This is a genomic window from uncultured Shewanella sp. (assembly GCF_947497935.1).
Classification (GTDB): Bacteria; Pseudomonadota; Gammaproteobacteria; order Enterobacterales; family Shewanellaceae; genus Shewanella.
Genome location: NZ_CANMIO010000002.1, coordinates 235,749 through 259,530, shown reverse-complemented (window position 1 = coordinate 259,530; position 23,782 = coordinate 235,749). Strand labels below are relative to the sequence as shown.

Genomic DNA, 23,782 nt, shown 5'->3' with positions numbered 1-23,782 from the left:
AGCCTTTTCTAGAAGCGACAAGGTCGCGCTCTCGAAGTGACGCAGTCACGTCTCGCAGGGCGAAGCCCGTTCTCGTCTCAGCTTTTCTAAAGCTTATGACGTATCGGACAGCTTAGTAATAGTTCGTCGTTGTCTAATGCGCGAACCTGACATTCTGTCGCGGTCATTATGCCGTATGAAGCGCGGCCATTATTGCGTGGAATTGTGGTTGAGCCTGGGTTAAACAGCAAAACATCATCACGATATTCAGCCACTGGAATGTGGCTATGACCATAGAGTAAACCATCGCCACTTTGTAGTGGTGGCAGGTTGTCTGGGTTGTAAATATGGCCATGGGTTAAGAATAAACGCATCTGTGGTAGCAGCACATGAGCGTAGCTGGCAGTGATTGGAAACTGCAGCAAGGCTTGGTCTACTTCACTGTCGCAATTACCACGCACTGCAATAATCTTGTTGCTATAAGCATTAAGTGCTTCAGCGGTTGCAACTGGATTGTAACCGTCAGGAATCGCATTACGCGGTCCGTGGTTTAACAGATCACCCAATAGAATAAGGTAGTTAGCGTTGGAATCGTCAAAACGCGCCAACATAGCTTGAGTGGCAGACAGAGAGCCGTGTAGATCCGAGGCGATAAAGAGTTTCATAGACTATGGCTAGAATGAGGTGTTAGATCGTCAATATAGCTTTGTTTTTTGATAAAGCTACTAAAAGATAGGAACTAGGATCTAGTAGCTAGGACGTTCGCAGGCTCACAGCTAGGACGGTGCTACGCACCTACGAGGACCTAGGTTATAGGGCGCCAACAAGTTGGCTGCTAGGAAAAGCTAAAAGACAGAGCACTCGCAAGCTCGTTTCTAGGGCGTTCGCAGGCTCACTGCTAGGACGATGCTGCGCACCTACGAGGACGCCAACAAGTTGGCTGCTAGGAAAAACAAACAGCTTAAAAGCAAAGGTCAAAGCTAGCTCATAGAGCCTGGAGCAGTTGCTTTTCTCTTTTAAATCTTGGCTTTCCCTAGGTCCTAGCACCTCGCACCTAGGACCTATCTTTTATTCCCTTCCTAGAAGTGACGCAGTCACGTCTCGCAGGGCGTAGCCCGTCCTCGTCTTGGCTTTTCCTAGGACCTAGGACCTAAGGTGTATAGTAAGTTGCTGCGCCTGGGCCTACTGGTAGGCCAATCACGAATACCCAGATAAAGAAGAAACAGGTCCAACCGATAAAGAACACGATTGAATATGGCAGCATGGTCGCGACTAGCGTACCAATGCCTAGATTTTTCTTATACTGCGAAGCCACGGCTAAGATGAGGCCGAAGTAACTCATCATCGGCGTGATAAGGTTTGTCACCGAGTCACCGATTCGGTAAGCAGCCTGAATGGTTTCAGGTGCGTAACCGACTAGCATCAACATGGGGACGAAAATAGGTGCTGTGACAGCCCACTGTGCAGAGGCGCTACCTAACATCAAGTTGATAAAGCCACACATCATAATAAATAGCACGAATACGAGTGGCCCAGTTAAGCCTACAGCGTTTAGTGCATCTGCCCCTGATACCGCAAGTACAGCCCCTAAGTTGGTCCACTTAAAGAAAGCGACAAACTGCGAAGCAAAGAAGACTAAAACAATGTACATGCCCATGCTGCTCATGCTGCTAGACATGGCGTTGATGACATCGATATCGCGCTTCATGCTGCCAACTACGCGGCCATAAACCAGACCCGGAATGGCGAAGCACACAAAAATAAACGCCACGATTCCCTTTAAGAAAGGTGAACCCGCTACTAGCCCGGTTTCTTGGTTTCTTAGCGGTGCACCCTCAGGAATAATGGTTAATGCCAGTAACGCCGACATCACTAATACCGCAAGGCCTGCGATTTTTAATCCCTTCTTTTCAAGGGCACTAACCGTATCCATCTTCTGCTCGCTAAGATCGATTGCCGCTTCGCTAGCATCATATTTACCTAGCTTGGGTTCAACGATTTTCTCGGTAACAAAGGCTCCTAGGAAAGTAATTAAGAAGGTGGAAACGAACATGAAGTACCAGTTTACTTCTGGGCCAACAAGGTAGTCTGGATCGATCATCTGCGCTGCGGCTTCGGTGATCCCTGATAGCAATGGATCTACGGTACCTAGCAGCAAGTTAGCGCTGTAACCGCCCGATACACCGGCGAATGCAGCTGCAAGACCAGCTAGAGGATGACGACCTAAAGAGTGGAAAATCATCGCCGCCATCGGAATTAGTACCACATAACCTAGCTCTGAAGCGGTGTTCGAGACGATACCCGCAAATACCAAGGTTAAGGTAACTAAGCGCTTAGATGCGCCCATGACCAATAAGCGCATAGCTGCAGACAACAAGCCTGAACGGTCAGCAATACCTACACCCAATAAAGCCACAAGTACGGTGCCTAATGGAGTAAAGCCGGTAAAGTTAGTCACCAAGTTGGAGACTATCATCCGCAAGCCTTCGGCATTCATTAAGCTGACAACGTGAATAAGGCCATCGGCGCTGCGGCCTGATGCACCTTCGGGTCTTGGATCTACTACGGTCAGTTCAAAATAACCAGCGATGCCACTGATAACTACAACGGCTGCACAGAAAAGGGCAAAAAGAGTGATGGGGTGAGGTAATAAATTACCGAGGCGTTCAACCACGTTTAGGAAGCGGACAAACCAACCACCAGGTTTGTTACTAGGATCTAATGGAGCTTGGCTAGATAAAGGCAAGCTATCGCCGTTATTACTGCTCATAGTGACTTCCTCAATATGTTTTTTATTTTGTTATTATTGTTCTGTTGTTGCGGCGGGCGTGACTACGAATGAGCACTATATTGTTAAGCCGATGTGGCATGATGGATAAGAAAAATTAATTAAACCTTAAATCAGCCTCATTTGTTAATAACGTTATAAGCGTAATCGTTAGTACTAGTGCGGCTTCGCAGGATTTTTGGTGTGAAATGACGCTGAGCTTTTTAGTGAGTTTTAGGCAAAAAAAAAGGACTCATATAGGATGAGTCCAAAAGGGATTGATTAACAGTTTCCGTTGGGATTGGGATTACTATAACTAGGGTTTGCTGTATCAAAGCTGAACGGAGAAAAGGAGTTAGATTAACTGTTGTTAACCTTTTTCCTATCGAGGTGGGGGTTGTTGTAACAGTCTGATATTAAGGTTGATTGTGATTTTTTGGTAAAAAAAAGGACTCATATTAAATGAGTCCGAAGGGGATGATTGGATTGAACGCTTACTTAAAGGATGTGATTACTATAGCTAGGGGATGCTGTATCTAAGCTGAATGAATAATGGGCAGCCGTTATTTCAAGGAAGCAGGAGAACAGCAATAAATAGGCTAGGCGTTAGGGTAAACCGCAGCAAACTTATGGGTAATGATAAAGTTAACTAAAAGGGTTAATAAGTTTGACTAGTTTAGGCTTTTTATGGCGGAAAGTGATGAGGCAAAATTTTGCTTAGTTCAAAAAATCACACAATTAAACGTCGATTTAACTATTGATTTTTAAAGCTATTAATTTTTGTTGCGACTGATTTGTGAACACTAGCTGTATTTTTATGCTGTTTAATGAATTTATTTGGTGAGAGTTCGATTAGTTATTGTTTGATCTGGGTTTTCTTCGATATTTTTGCCAAATTCTTGCTAGGCTGATTAAAAAGTAACGCAGAGAAAGTCTGTTTAATCTGTGTTCAGGGTGGATTTAGTCATCTAAATAAGTAACAGTATGAGATATAAGTAAATAGGGTATCGCTTTACCGTTTCAATCGCAGAAATGTAAGCTAAAACTAAGTGACCTTTATAGAAAAATAAGAAATAGGAAGCACAGATGGAAGGGATATTGTTGGGCTCAGGCTTAGTGGTGATTATTGCCTATCTTTGGTATGTCAGTTTAATTAAGAAGCGTAATGCGGGGCGCGAAGCATTATCGGGGATAGACGTTCAGCTTAAGAAGCGTTCTAGCCTAGTGCCGAATATTCTCAAGATCGCACAAAAGTACATGGAGCATGAGAAATCTCTGCTGACCGAGATCACCGAATTAAGAGTCTTAGCCTCGAAAGGCTATGACAGTGTTGATCCTAGTGCGGTAAAGGCGCACCTCGAGGTATCGGAAAAGCTGAATCAGAAGATGTCACAGCTGATGGTGTCGGTTGAAAACTATCCTGAGCTGAAGTCTGACAACACTATGCTGCAAGCGATGCAGACCTACAACGAAGTCGAGGCTCAGCTGTCTGCCGCGCGTCGTTTCTACAACTCGGCAGTATCTGAGTTGAATACCGCCGTTGAGATCTTCCCTGGCTCTATCATAGCCTCTATGGCAAGTGTGAAGGTGATGCCTTTCTATGAGGCCGACGAGGTGTCAAAAGCCCCTGTTGATGCCGCCGATTATCTAAAGTAACTCAAATTTATTAGCTAATAGTCGCAATTCCTATCGGGATTGTGGCTATTGCTGTGATTGAACTGCAATTGAGTGAGTTAGCAATACTATGAATCTCTTTAGCTTCCTGTTTGGCGCATCGATAAAGCCTATCCGCAACACGAATAATCTGGTTGCCGCAGCATCTGAGATCGATGAATTTAAGCGATATTACCAGCAGCATCTTGAGCCACTAACCAGCAAATTTGAAAATACCCGTGTTGCGAGTCTAAAGGCGTGCCGACAACGCTTGTATCTTTGTGCGGCCATCTATCTTGCCATTGCGACTTTGGCATTTATGTTTATGCCGTATCTGGCCGTTTCAGATCCTCTGATGGTTTATCTTATTGGTTTAGTCTTGCTGACATTGCCGTTTTCATGGTGGGTATTTAGACCGATTAAGCATTATAAAACAGACGTGAAGCAAAAGATTTACCCGTTAATTTTTAAGTACTTTGGTCAAGACTTTATCTTTTGTAAAGAGCATCAGATGAGCCTTAGCGCACTTAAGGCATCTAAGCTGTTGCCCTATTATGAATCTGCTAGTTTTGACGATTATGTGCAGGGCACCTACAAAGATATTGAGATTGCTATTAATGAGTTACAGCTAACTAAACAGGTTAAGCGTGATAAGACGACCGATACGGTGACGGTATTTAAGGGCGTAATGATTGAGCTCAGCAGTCATAAAGCTTCTCGTGGTCATACTGTGGTGGTTAAGAATCGAGGTGGCTTAGTCAATTTCCTATCAGACTCATTTAAAGGCTTGGAACGAGTGAAACTGGAAGATCCAATCTTTGAGAAGCAGTTTGATGTATTTTCTACCGATCAAATTGAGGCGCGTTATCTGTTAACCGTAACCTTTATGGAGCGTTTACAGGAACTGTCAGCCAGTTTTGGTAACAAAATTCAATGTGCTTTCTATCGTAATAAGTTGCTGATCATGCTTGGCAGTAAAGAAAATCGCTTCGAGATGGCGTCGATATTTAAGCCAGCGACATTTGAGTATGAATTTAGTCAGATAAACAAAGAGATGAAGCAGTTATTTGCTATCGTTGATGTATTGCAATTGGATCGTTCGACCGGATTATGATGAAGCAAGCAATCCTGTTTAGTTTACTCTGCTTGTCTATCGCCGTTACTGCTACATTTGTAACTCCTACCGTCACGGCTGCAGAGACAGGTAAGCCACATTTTGTCGCTAAACCATCGAATAAGATTGTGTTAGGCCAAACCGTGTCTAATCAAATTATGACGAGTAAGCCCCAGAGCTTGGAAACTAGGGCTGAACAAGGAGAAAGGGTTTATCACTATCTTACCGCCGATGGAGTCTTGGTTTTTAGTGATCATGCACCGCAAGAGGGGCACTACCAGGTGTTATTGTTTGACTGCTATGCCTGCAAACCTGAGTCCAATATCAATTGGAAATCTATCCCGCTATTTACCTCCCAATATCAGCAGCAAATAGCCATGGCAGCACGAGAGTACCGCATAGAGGCGGCACTTATTCGAGCGGTTATTCATGCAGAATCAGCTTTTAAGCCTAAGGCGGTTTCTAAGACTGGAGCGCAAGGGTTAATGCAACTGATGCCCGCCACGGCTAATGAGCTGGGGGTGAGTGATGCTTTTCACCCTGAGCAAAATATTCTGGCGGGTAGTCGTTATCTAGCCCAGCTATTAAAACGCTTTAATGGCAATATTGTCTTGGCCTGCGCCGCTTATAACGCCGGCGCATCAAGGGTCGACCAATATAATGGTGTCCCACCTTTTGCTGAGACCCAAGCCTATGTAGAGCGAGTGCAGATCTTGCTAAAACGCTACCGCAAGGCTTAACTGTAAAACTAAGCGGCAAGGTTTAACTGGCAAGGCTTAGCTCACGATTGCTGCAGTATTGGCGGTATCGATAGTTAGCTGGTTATCTTGCTGCTCCGTCGACTGTTTTTTTCTCGACTGCACATCAAGCCACACCATAGGTACCACAATAAGACACAGCGCGATGTTGGAGATCGGCATCGCCATCCACACACCTTCAACTCCCAGAATCTTAGGTAAGAAATAGAGGAATGGCAGCTGGATCAACATATTGCCACAGGCGATGACCAACGCCTTAACGCCTTGGTTAGTCGCCATAAAGTACACCGACGAAAGAGCGATAAACCCATCTAGCGGCATAGCAAACAGGTGCATCTTAATACCTCCAATCGCAGTGGCTATAAGCAAAGGGTCATCATTGTTAAACAGCCCGACCATGGTTTCTGGTAATAGGTTGAGCAGTAACACCCAGCTAGTGCCTGCAATCAAGGTCACCTTTACCGACAATTTCAGCATCTTGTTAATGTTTTCATGCTGCTCTGCACCGTAGTAATAACTCACGGGCGGCTGCATACCCTCAGCGATACCTTCTGCCACCAAGTAATACAACACCATCAAGTAACCGACAATGGCAAAGGCGCCTACCGTTAGTGGTGAGCCATATTCAGTAAAAAGTCGGTTATGTAGTGCAAATACAAAGCTGGTGTACAGATACATAAATAGGCTTGAAGAGCCTAATAGTGCGATCTGCTGAGCATTCGATGCATTAAACCAACTAAATTTTGCCGACCAGTTAATGCTGCTTAATCGAGAGCAAAAGTAAAAAAGGCCTAAGAGACAGACAACCGCCTGAGCACTAATGGTGGCAATTGACGCGCCCAATAATCCAAAGTTAAATACACCAATTAACAAGTAATCGAGAAAAATATTGATACATGCGCCCAGTACCATCAATCCTGTGGCAATGTTTGGGCTTTCATCATTGCGGATAAGTAACGGCAAGGCAGAGGCTATCACTGTGATTGCAGTGCCCCAGGTAAACACGCCAATATACTCTTGCGCCATCACCAAGGTGTTACCAGCACCGCCCTGAGCCTGAAGAAAGAAGTCGCTAAAGGTGACTAAAATCGTGGTAGATACTGCGGCTAAGCCAAGCATGAGCACTAAACTGCTGGTCAAAATAGTCGCTGCGGCGCGAGTATCGCCTTTACCACGTTGAATCGACAGTAAGCTGCCACTCCCCATGCCCACCATGATGCCAAAACCCACCATAAAGTAGATCACTGGCCAGGCCATATTGATAGCCGCGAGTCCTTCAAAGCCTATGTAATGGCCTATAAAAATACCGTCAACGATTTGGTATAAACCGTTAACCAACATGGCGGCAATGGCTGGCAGAGTGTAACGCCAAAAGGTGCGACTGATTGACTGAGCCTGTGTGTTTTTGATGCTTGGATCTAACATGGGATATCAATGTTGAACAATAAAGTTCAGCAAGTTACTCTGTATTTGAGATTGAATAAAGTTAGTTACTATCTGTTTTTGATATAGGTAAGTCAGTAGGTAAAGCGATGAACTGGACGATTGATGAGCTTAATGCATTTGTAAATTCGGTAAAGCTTGGTTCTTTTTCGGCAGCCGCGAGAAAGATGGGCAAAGCGCAGTCGCGTATTAGTACAGCAATTAGTAACTTAGAAGCTGGCTTAGGTTTTGAGTTATTTGACCGCGGTGCCAGACTTCCTGTGCTCACGGCGCTTGGCGAAGAGATGTTTATAGAGGCGCAGTCAGTACTTGCTCAGTGCCAACGCCTAAATGCGCGGGCAATGAGCGTCACTTCTGGTGAGGAGATCACCCTTACCGTTGCTATGGATGAAGCTGTGCCGGTTACCGCATTTGAAGCGCTTTTTCAGCGTATATCGACTCAATTTCCATTGCTTAAACTCACTATCATTAATGGCTCGCAAAAGGATATTGGTGCATGGGTGGATGTCGGGCGCGCAGATATTGGCATCATGTTTCACAGTTCGACTATGCTGCCTGATTCGCTGGATTTTATGTCGATTGGCCAGTTTAAACAGAGCTTAGTGGTCGCACCCTCTCATCCTTTAGCCGCCAGCCCCGCGCCAACATTAGAACAGCTGATGCAATACCGGCAGTTAGCGATTTGCGATATTACCGGGCAGTCGCAAATACCGCCATTGTCGGCAAACTATTGGTATATCGACAGCTACTATTACATAGTCGCTCTGGTGTTGCAGGGCGTAGGCTGGGCATTAGTGCCTGAACATGTGGCAAAATCTGAGTGGTACATTGAAGATCTAAAAGAGCTTTCAACCGAGTATATTACCGAGCCATTGCTGGTGGAAATGGGCGTGGTGAATCGCCGAGATAAGCAAATTGGCCCAGTGATGCAATGGCTCTTTGATGAGCTGCATTCGGTGTTGCAGTGAAAATAAAGAATGTACTAGGATGTTCTCAGGCTCACTGCTAGAACGGTGCTACGCACCTACGAGGACGCCAACAAGTTGGCTACTAGGAAAAGCTAACAGCTTAAAAGCAAAGGCTAACACATCGTGCCGGTAATCTTTTGATTGGTGCTTTACCGTCTTGGATTTTCCTAGGACATAGGACCTCGTACCTAGGATCTATTTTTTCTCGAAGTGACACGGTCACGTCTCGCAGGGCGAAGCCCGCTCTCGTCTTAGCATTTAATTAAAAAGGAAAAGTATGAAACGGAATTCGTTTGGGTTGTTGATTTTACTGATTTTGAACAGTGCTGGCTGTTCATCAAACTCAGCGGCTAATGCCGGCTGTGACTTTGTCAGTGGCGCACATGGTAATGCGGAGCAAAGAGAACAGCGAGAAGTGATTGGTGGCAGTCCGGCGGCATCAGCTAATAATAGAGATACTGAGGTCGGTATCATCAATGCCATTCTGGGCGTGTTTACTCGTCAGATTAACGATGATGAAGAGTGTTTATAAGCGAAAGACAGGACGCTCGCAGGCTCGCTGCTAGGACCTAGGTTCTAGGGCGCCAACATTTAAGATAGGGCACTCGCAAGCTCGTTTCTAGGACGTTCGCACACTCACTACGAGGACGCCAACAAGTTGGCTGCTAGGAAAAGCTTAAAGATAACAGCTCTACATCTTTTTGCTTTACCGTCTTAGCTTTCCCTAGGATCTATCTTTTGCTTTTCCTAGGACCTCGAACCTATCTTAGCTTTTCCTAGAAGTGACGAAGTCACGCTCTCGCAGGGCGAAGCCCGACCTCGTCTAAGCCTTTTATTCCGGCACTTCCTGCTTAACGATTGTCTTACCACCGTTATGGCCGATGCGACGCTCTAAATAGTCGAGCATCTCTTTGGCGGTCGTATCTAGCTGCCAAGGTGGGTTGATGATCCACAGGCCTGCAGCTGTCATGCCAAATTCATTGCTATCAGGCTTAATCGCTTGCTCGATACGTAATTGGTTTTTAATGCCGCTTTCAGCGAGTAGCTTAAGCATGCCTTCTGTTTGGTCGCGATCGACTACCGGATACCACAACATAAATACGCCAGTAGAGAAGCGTTTGTGGGCTTTGATGATCGCTTTAGCCACGTCTTGATAGTCAGTTTTGATTTCGTAACTCGGGTCAATCAAAATCACGCCACGACGCTCAAGCGGTGGCACTGCAGCAATCAGGCCTTTAAGACCATCACCTTTGATAACGCGTACAGCGCGATCGCCGCTAAACTGCTCGTCTAAGGTTAAAAAGTCGGTGCCGTGTAGTTCGTGCAGTACCATGCGGTCTTTTTCTCGCATGTTCATATCAACAAATGCTGGCGAGCCTGGGTAAAATTCCAGTTCCGCTTTGCCTTGGTTGAAATGCTTCACATCTTCTATGTACTGCACTAAAGATTCTGGTAAGTCGGTTCTTTCCCACAGTCTGGCTACGCCATCTAGGTATTCGCCAGTTTTCTTTGAAAACTCATCAGTTAACGCATAGCCGCCTGCCCCCGCATGGGTGTCGATATAAGCCATTGGCTTATCTTTTTTGTGCATGAGTTTGAGGACTTGCAGCAAAATTGCGTGCTTGAGAACATCGGCATAATTGCCTGCGTGGTAGCCGTGACGATAACTTAACATTGCGTTTTAAACCAAAGATGAACAGAGCGCTGATTATATACCCAAACCGCACCGATGTGCAGAATTCAGTGGTAATCGAGCACTCGGACTGCCGCCAATAGCCGCTAGTCGATTGCAGATTAGCTCAAATAGCGGATCACAACTTAAGGGTTTGTCGCTGCATCCACATAATATTGTCGTTCACTAACGGCAGTTGCCAAATTGCCGTGCCATCGTCTTGGTAGACACGATAGAAACTTAACTGTTCTTGAGTTAAGTGCTGCTTTCTTAGAGCGAGATAGATAATTTGCGCGGTATCAGACAGTGCATTGGGTGAAGACAGGGTGGTTTTGCTGACTTCAATATCGAAGCGTTCAACGGTGCGTTGTTGCCATTTTTCTGTGGTGCGCTTGAAGTGACCACGGATCTCGTAGCGGATCGGCGTGGTGTAACAGTCTTCGTCGGTGATACAGGCGGCAAAATAGAATATGCCGTTATCTGAGGCGAGGTCGACCAATGAAATACGAATGTCGCTACGAACTAAGCGGTGATCATCGATAGCGAAATACAGATCGCCATGGTAGATCTGTTCCTTTAAATCGCCTTGATGCTTTTTAAGCTCTGGTAAGTCTAACTTGTTATAGGTCTTCTGCTCCATTCTGATCTTAGTGGTTAGAAAATCTGATAACTCTAGTTGGCTGCCGTGATCGGTTTCGCTACTGATATTGATCAGCTGGTTGCCACTGCATTGATTTTGTTGGTAGTCAGGGCAAATAGCAAAGCTGTCCATCTTGTCGCTAAGTAGTGCAAAACTAGTAAAACTACTGAAAGGCGCTTGCCAATTGGGTTCGTTACTTATTTGGTTCGCCAGACGTTTATTGGCTATTTCGGCCGAGAACTGCACTTGGTCGGTAGCTGTAAACACCCGAATATTACCGCTGACATTACTGAGCTTACTGTTTACTAAGATCTCGTTATAAGGCGCTTGATGGTGGTTGATATAAGCGTAGCCGAGTAAGAACAGTGAGGCGATAACCGCTATAGCAAACACCAGCACAGCCTTTGGCTTTTTAAACTTGGTTTTGTTTTGGTTAGCAAGATGCAACACATAACCGTGTCTTGGAATGGTTTTTAGCTCAATGTCTGGGTAGTTAGCCAGTTTTTTTCTGAGTACGCTAATGCATTGCTGCAGTGATGATGCTGAGACCACTCTGTCGTGCCAACCAGCTTCTAGTAAGGCTTCGCGGGTAATGAGAGTGCCTTGATGCTTAAGCATCAATTGCAGAACGGCGGTTTCGGCGTAGCTAAGTTCAATACGTGACGAGTCCTCAGCATCGATAAGGTGCTGTTGAGTCACGTTTAAGCTTAGCATTGGCGTTATTTGCACGGGCGTTCTCTTATAAAACAGATATCTAATTGAGTATATTCTTAGGTCTATTTCTGAGGAAATCTTTGCCCGTAAACTTTGATCCACTTCCTGATTTCCATAAAGGTTGCCATCTAGCGCAATAAGTTTGTTGGCATGAGAAAATCGACTTACGCATATCCATGGTCAATTTTGGGTAAATGCGTAAAGAGGTTAAGGGTATTGCGGTTGACCTAAAAAGTTGCAGCCCAACGCAAAGCGTTGGGCTGCTTGCTCTCTTTGTCTGATCAACTTGCAGGGACATCAGACTGAGACATCAATTACTTTTGGGTTTAACCTTAAAGGTTATGCACCTTTTTAAGGTTGTCTAGCGAGTGACAAACCGCGCAAGCTTCAACTTGTAGCTCATTGGCAGCAACACCGAATCGACCACCATTTTGCTCCATATGCGCACGTACCGCTTTGTTGATCACCATCTTACCGTTAGCGTCTTCTTGTTTAGCATGACAAGCGTAACAAGTTGCTGAAACTGGTGAGGTATAAGCATCAACAGTGATATCGGTTGCTGGGTGTGCACGTGAATCTGGGTTGTAATCCAAGTCTAGCGCTAATGGACGACCTACGGCAGTTAAACGGTCAACACCAAAGGTATCGCCTTCGTGGCAGCGGTAACAGTTAGCCTTGTCGGCAGGGAACTCAATATTACGTACACCATTTTCACGATCTTGAGTCGCACGTTGGTTAGTATGCAGTGAGTGCATCCATACCTTATGGTCTGGGTGACTGACGGTTAGCTGCTCAACATAGTCCCAATCACTTGGTTTGGTGTGCATCTCACGAATCGCCTGAGTTGGCGGTGTGTTCGGGTTATGACAAGCCAAGCATGGGTCAACGATATCTGCCGTCGAGCTTAAGAAGCCAGGCTTACCTTTAGCAACCATGGCGCGTTCTTCAAACGGACGAACATGCTCACCGAGTTCATCATGGTCGTGACCAGAGAAACAGGTGGTGTCAGCCAGCTCTTTGTTGATTTCGGTATTGCGACTATGACAGTTACGACAAGCCAGCTCAGAGTTATCGTTAAACTCGTCATAACCGTGGCAAGAACCACAGGTCTTGTTGCTCACAATCACAGGACGTTTCGCTTCAGGCGCATCGGTTAGACCATTTTTATCGAAGAACCAACGCTTGTTCGCTTCTGCGTTTTTGGTGTGACCGGCTTGATCACAGCTCACTAGGTTTTGCGCACTATCGAAACAGTAGATAAAGCGGTTGGTAATGAAGCCAGCATCATCGATTAAGTCGCCAGAGATGGCGTCTTGAGTCACGATTGGGCCCATTAGGTAGGTAAACACATTGTCTTGTGAGTTATGTAGCGGAGTACGCTCACGCTCACCGGCTGGTGTGTTACCGCTACCATCTTGAGTGATGTCTTTCTTGTTACTCTTAACGAAAATGCTGTAACCACGGCTGGTGGTAAAGTCGACTGAGGTGCCCCAGTTCACATATAGCTGCAGGTTTTTAATCCAATCGGCATCTGCAGGATTGCTGTTGGCAACGGCAATACGCTCACCTTGGCGATCGAGTAAGGCAAAGCTGATCTCAGCATAATGCTCACCATCTTGCTCGATTAGTTTGGCCTTTTCTAAGCTGATATTAACGATGTTACGCTCGTCTTCAGCGACTGCTTTTTCTGACTTACTCATATGAACATCATAAGTGTTTTCAGGTGAGTGACAGGTCAAACAGCTGCCATTATCCGGTTGAGTGCTGTGGTCGTAAACAGGGTTGGTTGTCATGTCGTGACAGCTAGAGCAGGTTTCGCGAGTTGGTACTAGATTCCAGTTAGTGGCTTGCAGCTCGGTTTCGCTCACCTCTTTAGCGTGGCAGCTTGTACAGTTACCTAGCGCCTGTGGCGTAATACCAATATGTGCGGTATGCGCTAATACAGGCCAAACCATATCAGGGTTGTCCATGTAGTTGCTGGTGTGGCAACTTGCGCAGTTTTCAATATTGGCGCCGCCGTGCTTAATCGAGGCGATATCATCGTGACAGCTCAGGCACGAACTACCGTCGATAATGCCACGATTATCAGTGACTTCGCTGCCATCGACTTTATAGTCAGCGATCACTTCCGTCGCGGGTAGCTTGTCAGTTGCTAATACCGTAAATAGCACGCGCTGGGTGAAGTCGCTGTCATGACTCACATCACCCATCGACAGTGGCGCATGCATGGTGTAGCGGTAGCTACCGTCCATATTGTCAACTAAGGTACCTTCACAGCCTTTAGCTGGCGAACAAGTCTCACCCGCTAACTTTTGCCATTGTGAGCGCTCACCTTCGATTTGTGGCAGCAGCTGCGCGGCATTCACTTTAATCGCGGCAATTTTTATTACCGGAATAGCCAGTTCGTTCTCGGCGCTGAAGTCGATACTTAGCACATTATCAGTAATTGTGGTGTTAGTTAGCGTTAGTGTCAGCACTTCAGCTTGAGTAGTGGTATTGCCGCCAGGCTGACCATCTTCACCGTCTTTGCCATCATCACCAGAACAGGCTGTCATACCGATTGAGCATGCAGCAACAAGCGTGGCGTAGCACAATCTTGTTTTAAATTTATTTGCGTTCATCATCACTTATCTCTCTTTTATTTCTTCTATTGCCGTTTGATTTATCAACGACCGAAAAAGTGTGCCCTAAGCAGATAGACTAGAATGTGAACAGATACCTATTTATAGTTATCTTGAAGTTTTTTAGGTGCTTTTCAGTTGCTTTGAGCTGTTTTGAGGGTTTTTGAGCTGTAAAATTGCGCAAAACGGCTTTGAAATAGCAGCTAGAAGCTAAAGTGGTAGATATGGTTTCCTGATGTGTAGTGGTATCATCACTGTGTCAGTATTTCTAACTAGAGCCTAATTGTGACCAGCATTTTCTTTAATCGCCATTACCCAACAATCGAATCCGCCTGTGAACGCTGGGGACTCGTTTACGATCCCGATGCAGAATTTGAATTGGTATTTGAAGATAATGTGCTGACATTAATCAAGCGTGATGAACCTAAACTAAAAGGTATTTCGGTCGATTTCGTCACCGGTGCCGTGGCCCATCGTCGCAAATTTGGTGGTGGTCGTGGTCAATCAATCGCTAAAGCGGTAGGCCTTAAGCAAGGGGTTACTCCAACTGTGGTTGATGGTACTGCTGGTCTTGGTCGTGATGCCTTTGTATTGGCGAGCCTAGGATGTAAGGTGCTGATGGTTGAGCGCCATCCGATTGTGGCTGCATTATTAGAAGATGGTCTACGCCGCGCCTATGACGACGCTGAAATCGGTGACTGGATGCGTGAGCGTATGAGCTTGTTTCACGGCTCAAGTATTGACTCATTGGCTGACGCAGCAAAAGCATCAGATACAGAAGTGGATGTGGTCTATCTGGATCCTATGTATCCGCACCGCGAAAAGTCGGCGCTAGTGAAAAAAGAGATGCGCGTGTTTCAGTCATTAGTGGGCGCAGATCTCGATGCCGACGGCTTGTTAGCGCCAGCGATGACACTCGCCACAAAGCGCGTCGTGGTTAAGCGCCCAGATTATGCTGATGATTTAGATGGCGTCAAACCTAGCATGGTGATTGCCACCAAGAAAAACCGTTTCGATGTTTATGTGAAGGCGGCAATGACGGCCTAGTTTAGATGATATAAAGCGTAATGTTTTGGCATTTGATAACACCTGAATCTGCCAATTTCCGTAAAAATTGCCTCTTGTTAGATTAGCTAATAAGGGGCTTTTTATTGTCAGGTTATTCATGCGCGAGATAACAGTTAAGCATTATTGTTTAGCTGACACTATGAGAACATAAAAAATAATGCTTATATTCAAGCGCTTGAGTCTGCAGTAGAAGCAATGCAGCAAGCGGCGGGATTAATGTGAGAAGAATAAGTGAACATAACGGCTAGTATTCAAGATACAGTATTAACACCATTTACTCGAAGTATGTATCAAAAAGCCTCCCTAGTTATTGGCTTAGGCGTGCTACTTGGCGCGTGCTTTTATGATGCTCAGACTTTCTCGATAGTGTTGACTGGTTTAGTCGCGGTTTACGTTATTGTCAGTTTTGTTTTTAAGCCTAAGCTACGACAGCATATTTACCTTAAAGATGGTTCACTGCGGGTATCAAAGTCAGCGCGAATGTCTGGCTTTGATAAATGGGTATTTGGTTTTTCCATAGTGATTGCCGCTGTGAGTAATATCTATGTTTTAGCGAATATCACCATGGTAATGGTTGGTATTGTGGCGTATCAAATATGCCTATTTGCATTGGTCTACAGACGGTTGCATCGGCGAGACGAGCTTGTTTTGCCCTTGACTGAGAAATATTTATTGCTTGAGAACAAGCAGTCTAACTGTTTGCTGCTGCAAAGGTTTGATATCTATTTATTAAAGCAGCCCGTAGAAACATTACCGCAGCCTGCAGCTGAGGAAGTGGAGCAAAGCGAAGCTAAAGAACGGGAACTTGTGTTTGTTGGCACCATCTCTCTTGAAGAAGACCCATTCGAAGGTGATGATGCAAAGACAGTCATTGCACAGCTAAATCAGCATTTGTGCATGACGGCGGGACACACAATGATTAAAAAGTCGTGGCGAGATGGAGTAAAGATATTTCTATTGAGCCTCGCTGGTTTATACGCTTACGTTTTTTGGCTGCCTAGCTTGTTTAAATTTATGTTTCCCGTAGGCCGTTATCGAAATAAATTTGGTGATGTCATTTATCGGACTGAATCTATGTCAGATTGGGGAGTGATCTTTATGATGGTCATTATGTTTATCATGCTCGCTTTACCTTGTTTGGCTTATGTATTTTGCTTTTATAGTGAGGTTAAATCTCGCTCCTTTAAGGCGGTTTGTGTAACTAAAGAGGAGCTTTGGTTGTTAACTCCGGGCGTAAATGGTCACGACTCGAGAAAGATATTACGCGCTGAAATGGCTCACATCAGCTGGGCTGATGTTCAAGCAGGGGCGGAAGATGTAGGCCCACCGCGTTTATATATCGACGGTGATATAAAGCTGATTGGAGTGGATACTAATCTCATATCATTAAGCGGTTGGGCGTGGGGAGGGCGATTCATTCTCAATCATTTAGTGAAACTAGGGCTGCCAGTGAGATTAGTATGGCAAGATAATCAGCTAAGAGTCGAGTAGCCAAGTACATTTATGGATTTACTTGCTCAAGACCTACTTGGGTAAGGCATTGGTGGTAACTAATATTAAAAAAGCCTAGCTGTTTAGCTAGGCTTTGTTGTTTCTGCGCTTGGTAAAATACAGCAGCTAGTAACAGTCGTTAGTATAAGTACAGTACTGAAGCTAAACCTAAGAAGCAGAAGAAGCCCACTACGTCAGTTACCGTGGTTAATATCACCGAGCCTGACAGCGCAGCGTCTTGATTCATCTTTTGCAAGATCATCGGCACCATGACACCGGCAATGGCCGCCACCGCCATATTAATCAAAATGGCTGCGCCGATTACGGTGCCGATAATGGGGTCGTGAAACCAGTATCCGGCGATTAAGCCAATCACTATCGCCCACAACACGCCATTTAAGATGCCAATGCCGAGCTCGTTCTTTAATAGCGACATGAAGTTACCCGATGAAATCTGACCCATGGCCATACCGCGGATCATCAGGGTGAGCGACTGGCTGCCGGCAATGCCGCCCATTGAGGCTACAATCGGCATCAGTACCGCGAGGGCAACGACTTTTTCCAGTACATTTTCAAACAGGCCGATGGTGGCCGAAGCTAAAAACGCGGTGAGTAAGTTAATCCCAAGCCACACTGCACGTCGTCGAGCGCCCACGGTAATCGGCGCGAACAAATCGTCGTCTTCGTCCATACCCGCAGTTGCCATTAACTGCGCTTCGTAATGCTCACGCACTAGTGCGGTGGCGGTGCGCAGTGTCATGCGGCCAATCATGATGCCGTTGGCATCGACGACGGCAATTTCTAATTCGTTACTGTGCTCAATGGCTTCAGCGGCCTCAATTAAGCTGGAGTCAGCAAGAATCGAGCGACTGTCTTCCCAAAGTAAGCTTTCTAAGGTGGATTCTGGCGCGGCGCGAAAAACATCGTGGCGGCGCACACTACCAATGTATTTATCGTCATCATCGAGCAAAAACACATGATCGTTACAGTCGAGTTTGATCCGGCGGAAGAAACGCTGGGCTTGTGACACGGTAGAAGTCAGATTTAGCGCTAAGAATTGATGCTCAGCATAACGGCCAATCTCATTTTCAGAGTATTGATCGTAGCGGTCATAGTGCTGTCGTTGACGTTCGCCCATTTGTGACAGCGCACGATCTGTCATCGCCTCGGGTAGCGTGTCACTCCATTCAATCAGATCTTCTGGCGAAATTTGCGAGAATAGCTGGTCTAGTTCAGCCTCCGGCATCTCATTCAAAATGCCGTTACGCGGGTCGGCGCGCATCAAGTCTAGTACGCCAATGCGCTCGTCGGTATCAACTTGAGACCAGCGCTCATAACGCTCATCTAGCGGCAATGATTCTAGTAGCAGTGCCACAGTGCCCGGCTCAGCCTCTTCTAGCATTTCATCGAAGAGTTCTGCTTGCTGTTCACCTTCGGCATTGGTCAGTTGCTCAACCGATTGACTCACTTCTACCATGGCTAACTCAGGCGTTTCATATTCTGAATCGCTTGGATGTTGGCTGTTGTCGATAGGGAGTTTATCTTTTGGCAATGGCATGGCTAACTGACCTTAAGTGAGGCTTTAAAAAGGGCGAAACTGATTTTTGAATGCTAATGCAAGAAAGCAAATACAAAAAGCTAATATCAAAATAGTACAAAAATTTTATTGATTAAATTGCTGACTCGCAATGAGTTTGCTAGTTATGGTTTTACCTAGCTGAGGCCAATAATAGCATTGTGCCGAGTTGATATGGTAGAGGAAAAGTGAAAGGGAGCGGATAGGCAGCAATTATTCCGTGCACATTAAGCATGGATGTGAATTGGCTTATATATCCCTTCTTTCTATCTGTGTTTATTTGGTTTTAATTCAACTAGGATTAGGCAACTGTTTTCAACTTAGCTATATAACGAAGGGATAATCTGATGATCGAACAAGGCCAACAACTTCCTGCAGGCACTCTTGCAGAGCTTACTAAAGACGGTATGGTTAACCATGATGTTGTTACGTTTTTTGCTGGCAAAAAAGTGGTGCTGTTTGCCGTACCTGGCGCGTTTACGCCAACATGCTCAGAAGCACACCTGCCTGGCTTTGTAGTATTAGCTGACCAATTAAAAGCAAAGGGCGTTGACGGCATTGCTTGTGTATCTGTTAACGATGCCTTTGTGATGAAAGCTTGGGGCGAAGCGCAAAATGCCTCTGAATTAATAATGTTAGCCGATGGCGATGCCAGCTTTACTAAAGCACTCGGCCTTGAAATGGATACCGCTGCATTTGGTGGCATTCGTTCACAGCGCTATGCCATGGTGGTTGATAATGGCGTAGTCACTACATTGAATGTTGAGGCGCCAAAATCATTTGAAGTGAGTACGGCAGAAGCGATTTTAGCAACACTTTAAGTCGGACTGCTTTAAGTAAAAGGGAGCCGCTTGGCTCTTTTTTATTAAGCAGCTTTAATGCCTAAGCTGACTTCAATACTATCAACACTTTGCTGCACTTCTTGTGCAATGATTTCACTTTGCTCTGATGCCGCCTTAGCGTGATTTTTAAGGCTTATCATGGCGATAGCAAAGTCATCTAAATGGCGGACTTGCTGTTGAGTATGTATAGCGCCTTGCTGAGCGGTAATGGCCATTTCGCTGGCTTGTGTCTGTACGCTTTGGGCGACTTGCCATAGGCTGTTGGCACGGGACTGCTGTACTTGGGTGGCATCTTTAATCCCTTCAACTCTAGAGCCTAGATCGCTGTTGGCTTGAGTGAGTTGATTGAGTATATCCATAATCTCTTGCAGTGATACTTGAGTGCGTTGCGACAGGTTGCGAACCTCCTCTGCTACCACGGCAAAGCCTCGCCCTTGCTCGCCCGCTCGCGCAGCCTCTATGGCAGCATTGAGTGCTAACAGGTTGGTTTGCTCGGCAATATTGCCGATAACATCGATGATTTGTGACACATCGACAACCGAAGTCGATAGACTGGTTAAGGCTTGATGACAATGGTCTACGGCAGAGTGAGTCTCGTCGGTAGCATCGAGAACAGCCTGCGCCTCTTGTTGGCTCTGTTGCATCTGCAGTTGTGTTTGCAGTGCGCTTTGTTCCACTTTCTCAGAGGTGTCACATACCTCTTTGGCTAAGGTACGAATTTGTTCTGTTTGCTGTTGAGCCGATAGCACGACCTGTTGAGTTTGCTCTGTGCTTGCCGAAATATGACCAATGCGATTAACGAGTTGAGTAAGCGAGTCAGAGACTTGTGTCATCTGTTGTCGTTGATGCTTATCTTCTTTTTCAAAACGATTGAGTAGTTGATTAAAATAATTGGCTATTTGCCCCGTTTCGCAACGTCGATGAATAGGAATGCGCTCGCGACTGTTTGATTCGGTCAGTTTATGAAATGCCCTGTTAAGTTGCTTGAGCGGATTTACTACCCACTGCTGTAATAAAATCAGGTAACTGGCGGCAAAAATAATCAAGATGGTAACCATAGTGTAGATGGCAAACATCAGTCTTTGCTTCAGAGTGATATTTTGTTCTTGCTGTTGAACGCCTAACGCTAACAGCTGTTGTTCAATGACGCTAATATTAGAAATTAATAGCCGTTGTGATTGTTGGTTCTCAATCATTAGGGCGTGGGTATTATCGATCTCTTTGTTGTAGCGTTTACTTAAACTGAGTAGTTCAGCTCGAGAATCTTCACCTATTTCTATGGTTTCTGGCTCATCTTCACCAAGGGCAAATTCGTCTGCTTCAAGGACCTCATAGATCCCAATTAAAGCAAGGGAATCAAGCTGAGCATTCCATTCTTTTAACTCTGTAATTAGGCTCTCTAATATCGATTTAAGCCGTTGTTCTTTGCCGACAAGGTAACCGTCGGTGATCTGTGACAAGTTATAGACTAGCGGCGGTAACAGGCGGGTTAACCTTAAATATTCATCGGCGAGTGCCGGGTGTTCGTCTAGTCCTATAATGGCGTAATCGGCCAAACGAGCGTTGTAATCTAGCATCTCTGACTCGGCGTGAGCTAACAGCTGCCTTGGGTTACCCGCTAACTTTCCTGCCGCGCGATAGTCACTATCTAAGGCTTGGGTAAAGGCTTCGACAGCTTGCTGTAGATGTTTGGTGTTTAGATCGTGTAGCGAAGCTATCTGCGCCTGCATATGTTCAAGCTTAACTTTGGCACTCTTAAGCTTACTGCTGTCTCCGCTGGATAAATAGCTATCGAGCTCACGCCTAATCTCGACGAGAAAACTCTGTTGGATCTGTTGCAGTTGGTAGGTCTGCTGCTCGATGACTTGGCGCTTGTCGTTACTCCAGAACACTACCGAAGCCAGTAACGCCGCAATCAATAACAGTGTAATTGAGGCCGAAAGGGAGAGAGTTGAGATTTTCATCTTGCACGCCAAATACTTAAATTGGCGTTAGAATATGGCTTTTTCGTTACAACAAAATTACAGCTAAGCCTTTATTTCAAATGACTTGAACAAAACCCATATAGATAAAGACTATTCAATCGGTAACCACACTTGAGCGTGTAATCCACCCTCACTGCGATTGGTGAGGATCACCTTGCCTTGGTGTCTGTCGACAATACGTTTGATAATTGCGAGCCCTAATCCTGAACCAACGCTGCCGCGAGCCGTATCGCCTTGGGTGAAAGGTTGGAACAGTTTTGGGATCTGCTCTTCATCGATACCGGGCCCATTATCTTCGACGCTAAAGCCGATGTATTTACCGTTAAATTGCGAAGTAATTTTGACCCACCCATTGCCGTAGCGATAAGCATTTTCGACTAGGTTGCTGAGTACGCGTTTAACGGCGATGCTTTGCATCGGTACGCTAGGGCATTGAGTGAGCTCTGAATCAATTTTGCCTTCTCGGTTTGATTCAGCTTGGATTACGTCCTGAATTAAATCATTGATTTGTGCAAGTTCACGGGTGCCTTCTTGATCTTGTCTGATATAGGAGATGAACTGATTGATAATGGCATCCATATCTTCAATATCGCTGACTATGCCCTCTTTCAGATACTGATCTTCTTCGACCATCATCTCTGATGCGAGTCGGATCCGGGTCAGTGGGGTGCGTAGATCATGGGAAATACCCGCCATTAATAGCGCTCTGTCTTGTTCCAGCTGCTTCATGCTGTGAGACATCTGGTTAAAGGTGTTGGTCACCTCGACAATCTCGGTTGAGCCACTTAAGGGCAGGGGATCCGGATAGTCGCCCCGAGATACCGCCGTGGCAGCTTTTTGTAGGCGTCTTAATGGACGATTCTGCTGACGCGCAAACCACCATCCACCGGCCACACTCAATGCGCCAATGACCATCAAATATAATGTTAGCGGTGAAAGATTTTTTTCGTTGAGGCCTGTAAGTGGCACTTTAATCCAGATCGATGGCGCCTGAGGTGGTCGGATCCAAATTTCAAACTCTTCACCTTGGGCGATGCGCACTTCAGCTTCTCCGCCCAAGTATTCAGACATTTGTGACGATAAGAAGTTGTAGTAAGTGGCGCGATCTATTCCAGCTATTCGAGCTTGCTTCTGGTTATAAAACTGCATGGTGTCATCGCGCACTTTAGCATTAAGGGCGTCGACCATGGTGAGGTGCTCACGACCGATATCGACCCCATCGACAAATAGCAATTTTACTTGCCTAGCTATCAACTGGTTTATTTGCTGATAGCTGGGCTTAATGAAATAAACGGCAACAGAGATGTATGACACCAGCTGGTTAGTTAGCAGCAGACAGCCAATCAACATTACGGTTTGGCTGAAGGAACTGCGTGGCAGTAAGCGCTGCCACCATCGTCTGTTTATCGACACCGAGTTAAAAAGCTTATCTATTTACGTGATTGGCCGTCAGGCACAAACACATAGCCTAATCCCCACACGGTTTGAATATAGCGTGGGTTGGCGGCATCTTTTTCAATGAGTCGGCGCAAACGTGAAACTTGTACGTCAATCGAGCGCTCCAGCGCAGAGTAATCACGGCCACGCGCCAGATTCATCAACTTATCACGTGAAAGGGGCTCTCTTGGGTGGCTGACAAGCACTTTAAGCACGGCAAATTCACCGCTGGTCAGTGCGATACTCTCTTCGCCATGATGCATTTCACGGGTGGCAAGATTTAGAGAGTATTCACCAAAAGTGATCTCTTCTTCTTGCTGAGTTGGTGCACCCGGCACGTCGGGTGTTTGACGACGCATAACGGCTTTAATACGGGCTAATAACTCTCGTGGATTAAAGGGCTTTGGTAAGTAGTCATCAGCACCTAATTCAAGACCGATAATTCTATCTACTTCATCGCCTTTTGCCGTCAACATCACGATAGGGATTGGGTTGCCAGTTTGACGCAGTCGGCGACAGATAGAGAGGCCGTCTTCACCGGGAAGCATAAGATCGAGTACTAATAGGTGAAAGTTTTCACGCTCGAGTAGGCGGTCCATCTGTTCGGCATTGGCGGCGCTGCGTACTTGATAACCTTGCTCCATCAAGTAACGTTCTAATAATGCGCGCAGTCTCATATCATCATCGACGACGAGAATTTTTGAGGTTTCTTGTCCCATGCTTAAGGTCCTTTTAACTCGGCGGCCAACTCTATATTAGTAGGCAAATAGCTGATATTGAATGTGATTCATTCTAATATAGCTGTTTTAATATGTTAATGACTAGCAGGCATTTTTGCGATTGCTACTAAGCTTTGTTTTAAGCGCAAGCTTGTTTAGTCTAAGCTTTTGAATATAAGCGAATTTAATGCTTGTTTACTCGTTAGCTTAAATTGTAAGTAAATTGGCATAGGTTGCAATTGGCTCGATAAGCGCAATAGCTCTAGCTAAGCTTTGCTGGATTTGTGCTATTATTTTTGCCCATGAATTTTTATCCCCCCTTTAGAAAGTAGAAG

General features: G+C 45.7%; 18 protein-coding genes. 8 read left to right on the top strand and 10 right to left on the bottom strand.

What is annotated here, in order from left to right; all coding sequences use genetic code 11:
- Positions 1 to 86: 86 nt before the first annotated feature.
- Together yfcE and Q1A86_RS03330 are read right to left on the bottom strand one after the other, a co-directional pair.
- Positions 87 to 644 (bottom strand): phosphodiesterase, encoded by a 558-nt coding sequence (gene yfcE / locus Q1A86_RS03335; protein ID WP_299802864.1) that lies wholly within the window; start codon positions 642 to 644, stop codon positions 87 to 89.
- Between the two features lie 485 nt (positions 645 to 1,129).
- The gene (locus tag Q1A86_RS03330; RefSeq protein WP_299802863.1) at positions 1,130 to 2,749 is read right to left on the bottom strand and encodes an AbgT family transporter; all 1,620 of its coding nucleotides are present in this window, start codon (positions 2,747 to 2,749) and stop codon (positions 1,130 to 1,132) included.
- 1,083 nt (positions 2,750 to 3,832) lie between these two features.
- Between Q1A86_RS03330 and Q1A86_RS03325 the strand changes: the two genes are divergently transcribed.
- The 3 genes from Q1A86_RS03325 (at position 3,833) to Q1A86_RS03315 (ending at position 6,253) form a co-directional block, all read left to right on the top strand.
- Entirely contained in the window at positions 3,833 to 4,402 is a 570-nt protein-coding gene (locus tag Q1A86_RS03325) for a LemA family protein (RefSeq protein ID WP_299802862.1), read from the top strand.
- 88 nt (positions 4,403 to 4,490) lie between these two features.
- Entirely contained in the window at positions 4,491 to 5,513 is a 1,023-nt protein-coding gene (locus tag Q1A86_RS03320) for a DUF3137 domain-containing protein (RefSeq protein WP_299802861.1), read from the top strand.
- A complete protein-coding gene (locus tag Q1A86_RS03315) occupies positions 5,510 to 6,253 on the top strand; it encodes a lytic transglycosylase domain-containing protein (protein WP_299802860.1) in 744 nt (247 codons plus the stop codon). The genes Q1A86_RS03320 and Q1A86_RS03315 overlap by 4 nt, the downstream gene beginning before the upstream one ends.
- A gap of 36 nt (positions 6,254 to 6,289) precedes the next feature.
- Here the strand turns inward: Q1A86_RS03315 and Q1A86_RS03310 are convergent, their stop codons facing one another.
- Complete coding sequence (locus Q1A86_RS03310; RefSeq protein ID WP_299802859.1) at positions 6,290 to 7,696, bottom strand: MATE family efflux transporter; 1,407 nt, start codon at positions 7,694 to 7,696, stop codon at positions 6,290 to 6,292.
- A gap of 107 nt (positions 7,697 to 7,803) precedes the next feature.
- On the opposite strand from Q1A86_RS03310, the gene Q1A86_RS03305 reads away from it, so the two are divergent.
- Positions 7,804 to 8,682: a LysR family transcriptional regulator gene (locus tag Q1A86_RS03305; protein ID WP_299802858.1), complete on the top strand. Its 879-nt coding sequence runs from the start codon at positions 7,804 to 7,806 to the stop codon at positions 8,680 to 8,682.
- A 277-nt stretch (positions 8,683 to 8,959) separates the two neighbouring features.
- Positions 8,960 to 9,214: a hypothetical protein gene (locus Q1A86_RS03300; RefSeq protein WP_299802857.1), complete on the top strand. Its 255-nt coding sequence runs from the start codon at positions 8,960 to 8,962 to the stop codon at positions 9,212 to 9,214.
- A 300-nt stretch (positions 9,215 to 9,514) separates the two neighbouring features.
- Here the strand turns inward: Q1A86_RS03300 and Q1A86_RS03295 are convergent, their stop codons facing one another.
- The 3 genes from Q1A86_RS03295 to Q1A86_RS03285 all read right to left on the bottom strand — a co-directional run bounded on the left by Q1A86_RS03295 (position 9,515) and on the right by Q1A86_RS03285 (position 14,332).
- Positions 9,515 to 10,357, bottom strand: coding sequence for a 23S rRNA (adenine(2030)-N(6))-methyltransferase RlmJ (locus Q1A86_RS03295; RefSeq protein ID WP_299802856.1), 843 nt, complete (start codon positions 10,355 to 10,357; stop codon positions 9,515 to 9,517).
- Between the two features lie 136 nt (positions 10,358 to 10,493).
- A complete protein-coding gene (locus Q1A86_RS03290) occupies positions 10,494 to 11,723 on the bottom strand; it encodes a helix-turn-helix domain-containing protein (RefSeq protein WP_299802855.1) in 1,230 nt (409 codons plus the stop codon).
- A gap of 317 nt (positions 11,724 to 12,040) precedes the next feature.
- A complete protein-coding gene (locus tag Q1A86_RS03285) occupies positions 12,041 to 14,332 on the bottom strand; it encodes a cytochrome C (RefSeq protein ID WP_299802854.1) in 2,292 nt (763 codons plus the stop codon).
- Positions 14,333 to 14,614: 282 nt separating this feature from the next.
- Between Q1A86_RS03285 and Q1A86_RS03280 the strand changes: the two genes are divergently transcribed.
- Both Q1A86_RS03280 and Q1A86_RS03275 read left to right on the top strand, forming a co-directional pair.
- Positions 14,615 to 15,376, top strand: a complete 762-nt coding sequence (locus tag Q1A86_RS03280; RefSeq protein ID WP_299802853.1) for a class I SAM-dependent methyltransferase — start codon at positions 14,615 to 14,617, stop codon at positions 15,374 to 15,376.
- A gap of 252 nt (positions 15,377 to 15,628) precedes the next feature.
- Positions 15,629 to 16,888, top strand: coding sequence for a hypothetical protein (locus Q1A86_RS03275; protein ID WP_299802852.1), 1,260 nt, complete (start codon positions 15,629 to 15,631; stop codon positions 16,886 to 16,888).
- A gap of 139 nt (positions 16,889 to 17,027) precedes the next feature.
- Here Q1A86_RS03275 and Q1A86_RS03270 read toward each other — a convergent pair whose 3' ends face one another.
- Positions 17,028 to 18,446, bottom strand: a complete 1,419-nt coding sequence (locus tag Q1A86_RS03270) for a magnesium transporter (RefSeq protein ID WP_299802851.1) — start codon at positions 18,444 to 18,446, stop codon at positions 17,028 to 17,030.
- Positions 18,447 to 18,811: 365 nt separating this feature from the next.
- On the opposite strand from Q1A86_RS03270, the gene Q1A86_RS03265 reads away from it, so the two are divergent.
- A complete protein-coding gene (locus Q1A86_RS03265) occupies positions 18,812 to 19,285 on the top strand; it encodes a peroxiredoxin (RefSeq protein ID WP_299802850.1) in 474 nt (157 codons plus the stop codon).
- 44 nt (positions 19,286 to 19,329) lie between these two features.
- On the opposite strand, the gene Q1A86_RS03260 is transcribed toward Q1A86_RS03265, so the two are convergent.
- The 3 genes from Q1A86_RS03260 to ompR form a co-directional block, all read right to left on the bottom strand.
- Positions 19,330 to 21,270, bottom strand: a complete 1,941-nt coding sequence (locus Q1A86_RS03260; RefSeq protein WP_299802849.1) for a methyl-accepting chemotaxis protein — start codon at positions 21,268 to 21,270, stop codon at positions 19,330 to 19,332.
- 111 nt (positions 21,271 to 21,381) lie between these two features.
- Entirely contained in the window at positions 21,382 to 22,698 is a 1,317-nt protein-coding gene (envZ, locus tag Q1A86_RS03255) for a two-component system sensor histidine kinase EnvZ (protein ID WP_299803143.1), read from the bottom strand.
- A gap of 23 nt (positions 22,699 to 22,721) precedes the next feature.
- Positions 22,722 to 23,447, bottom strand: a complete 726-nt coding sequence (gene ompR / locus Q1A86_RS03250) for a two-component system response regulator OmpR (RefSeq protein WP_220765476.1) — start codon at positions 23,445 to 23,447, stop codon at positions 22,722 to 22,724.
- Positions 23,448 to 23,782 lie beyond the last annotated feature (335 nt).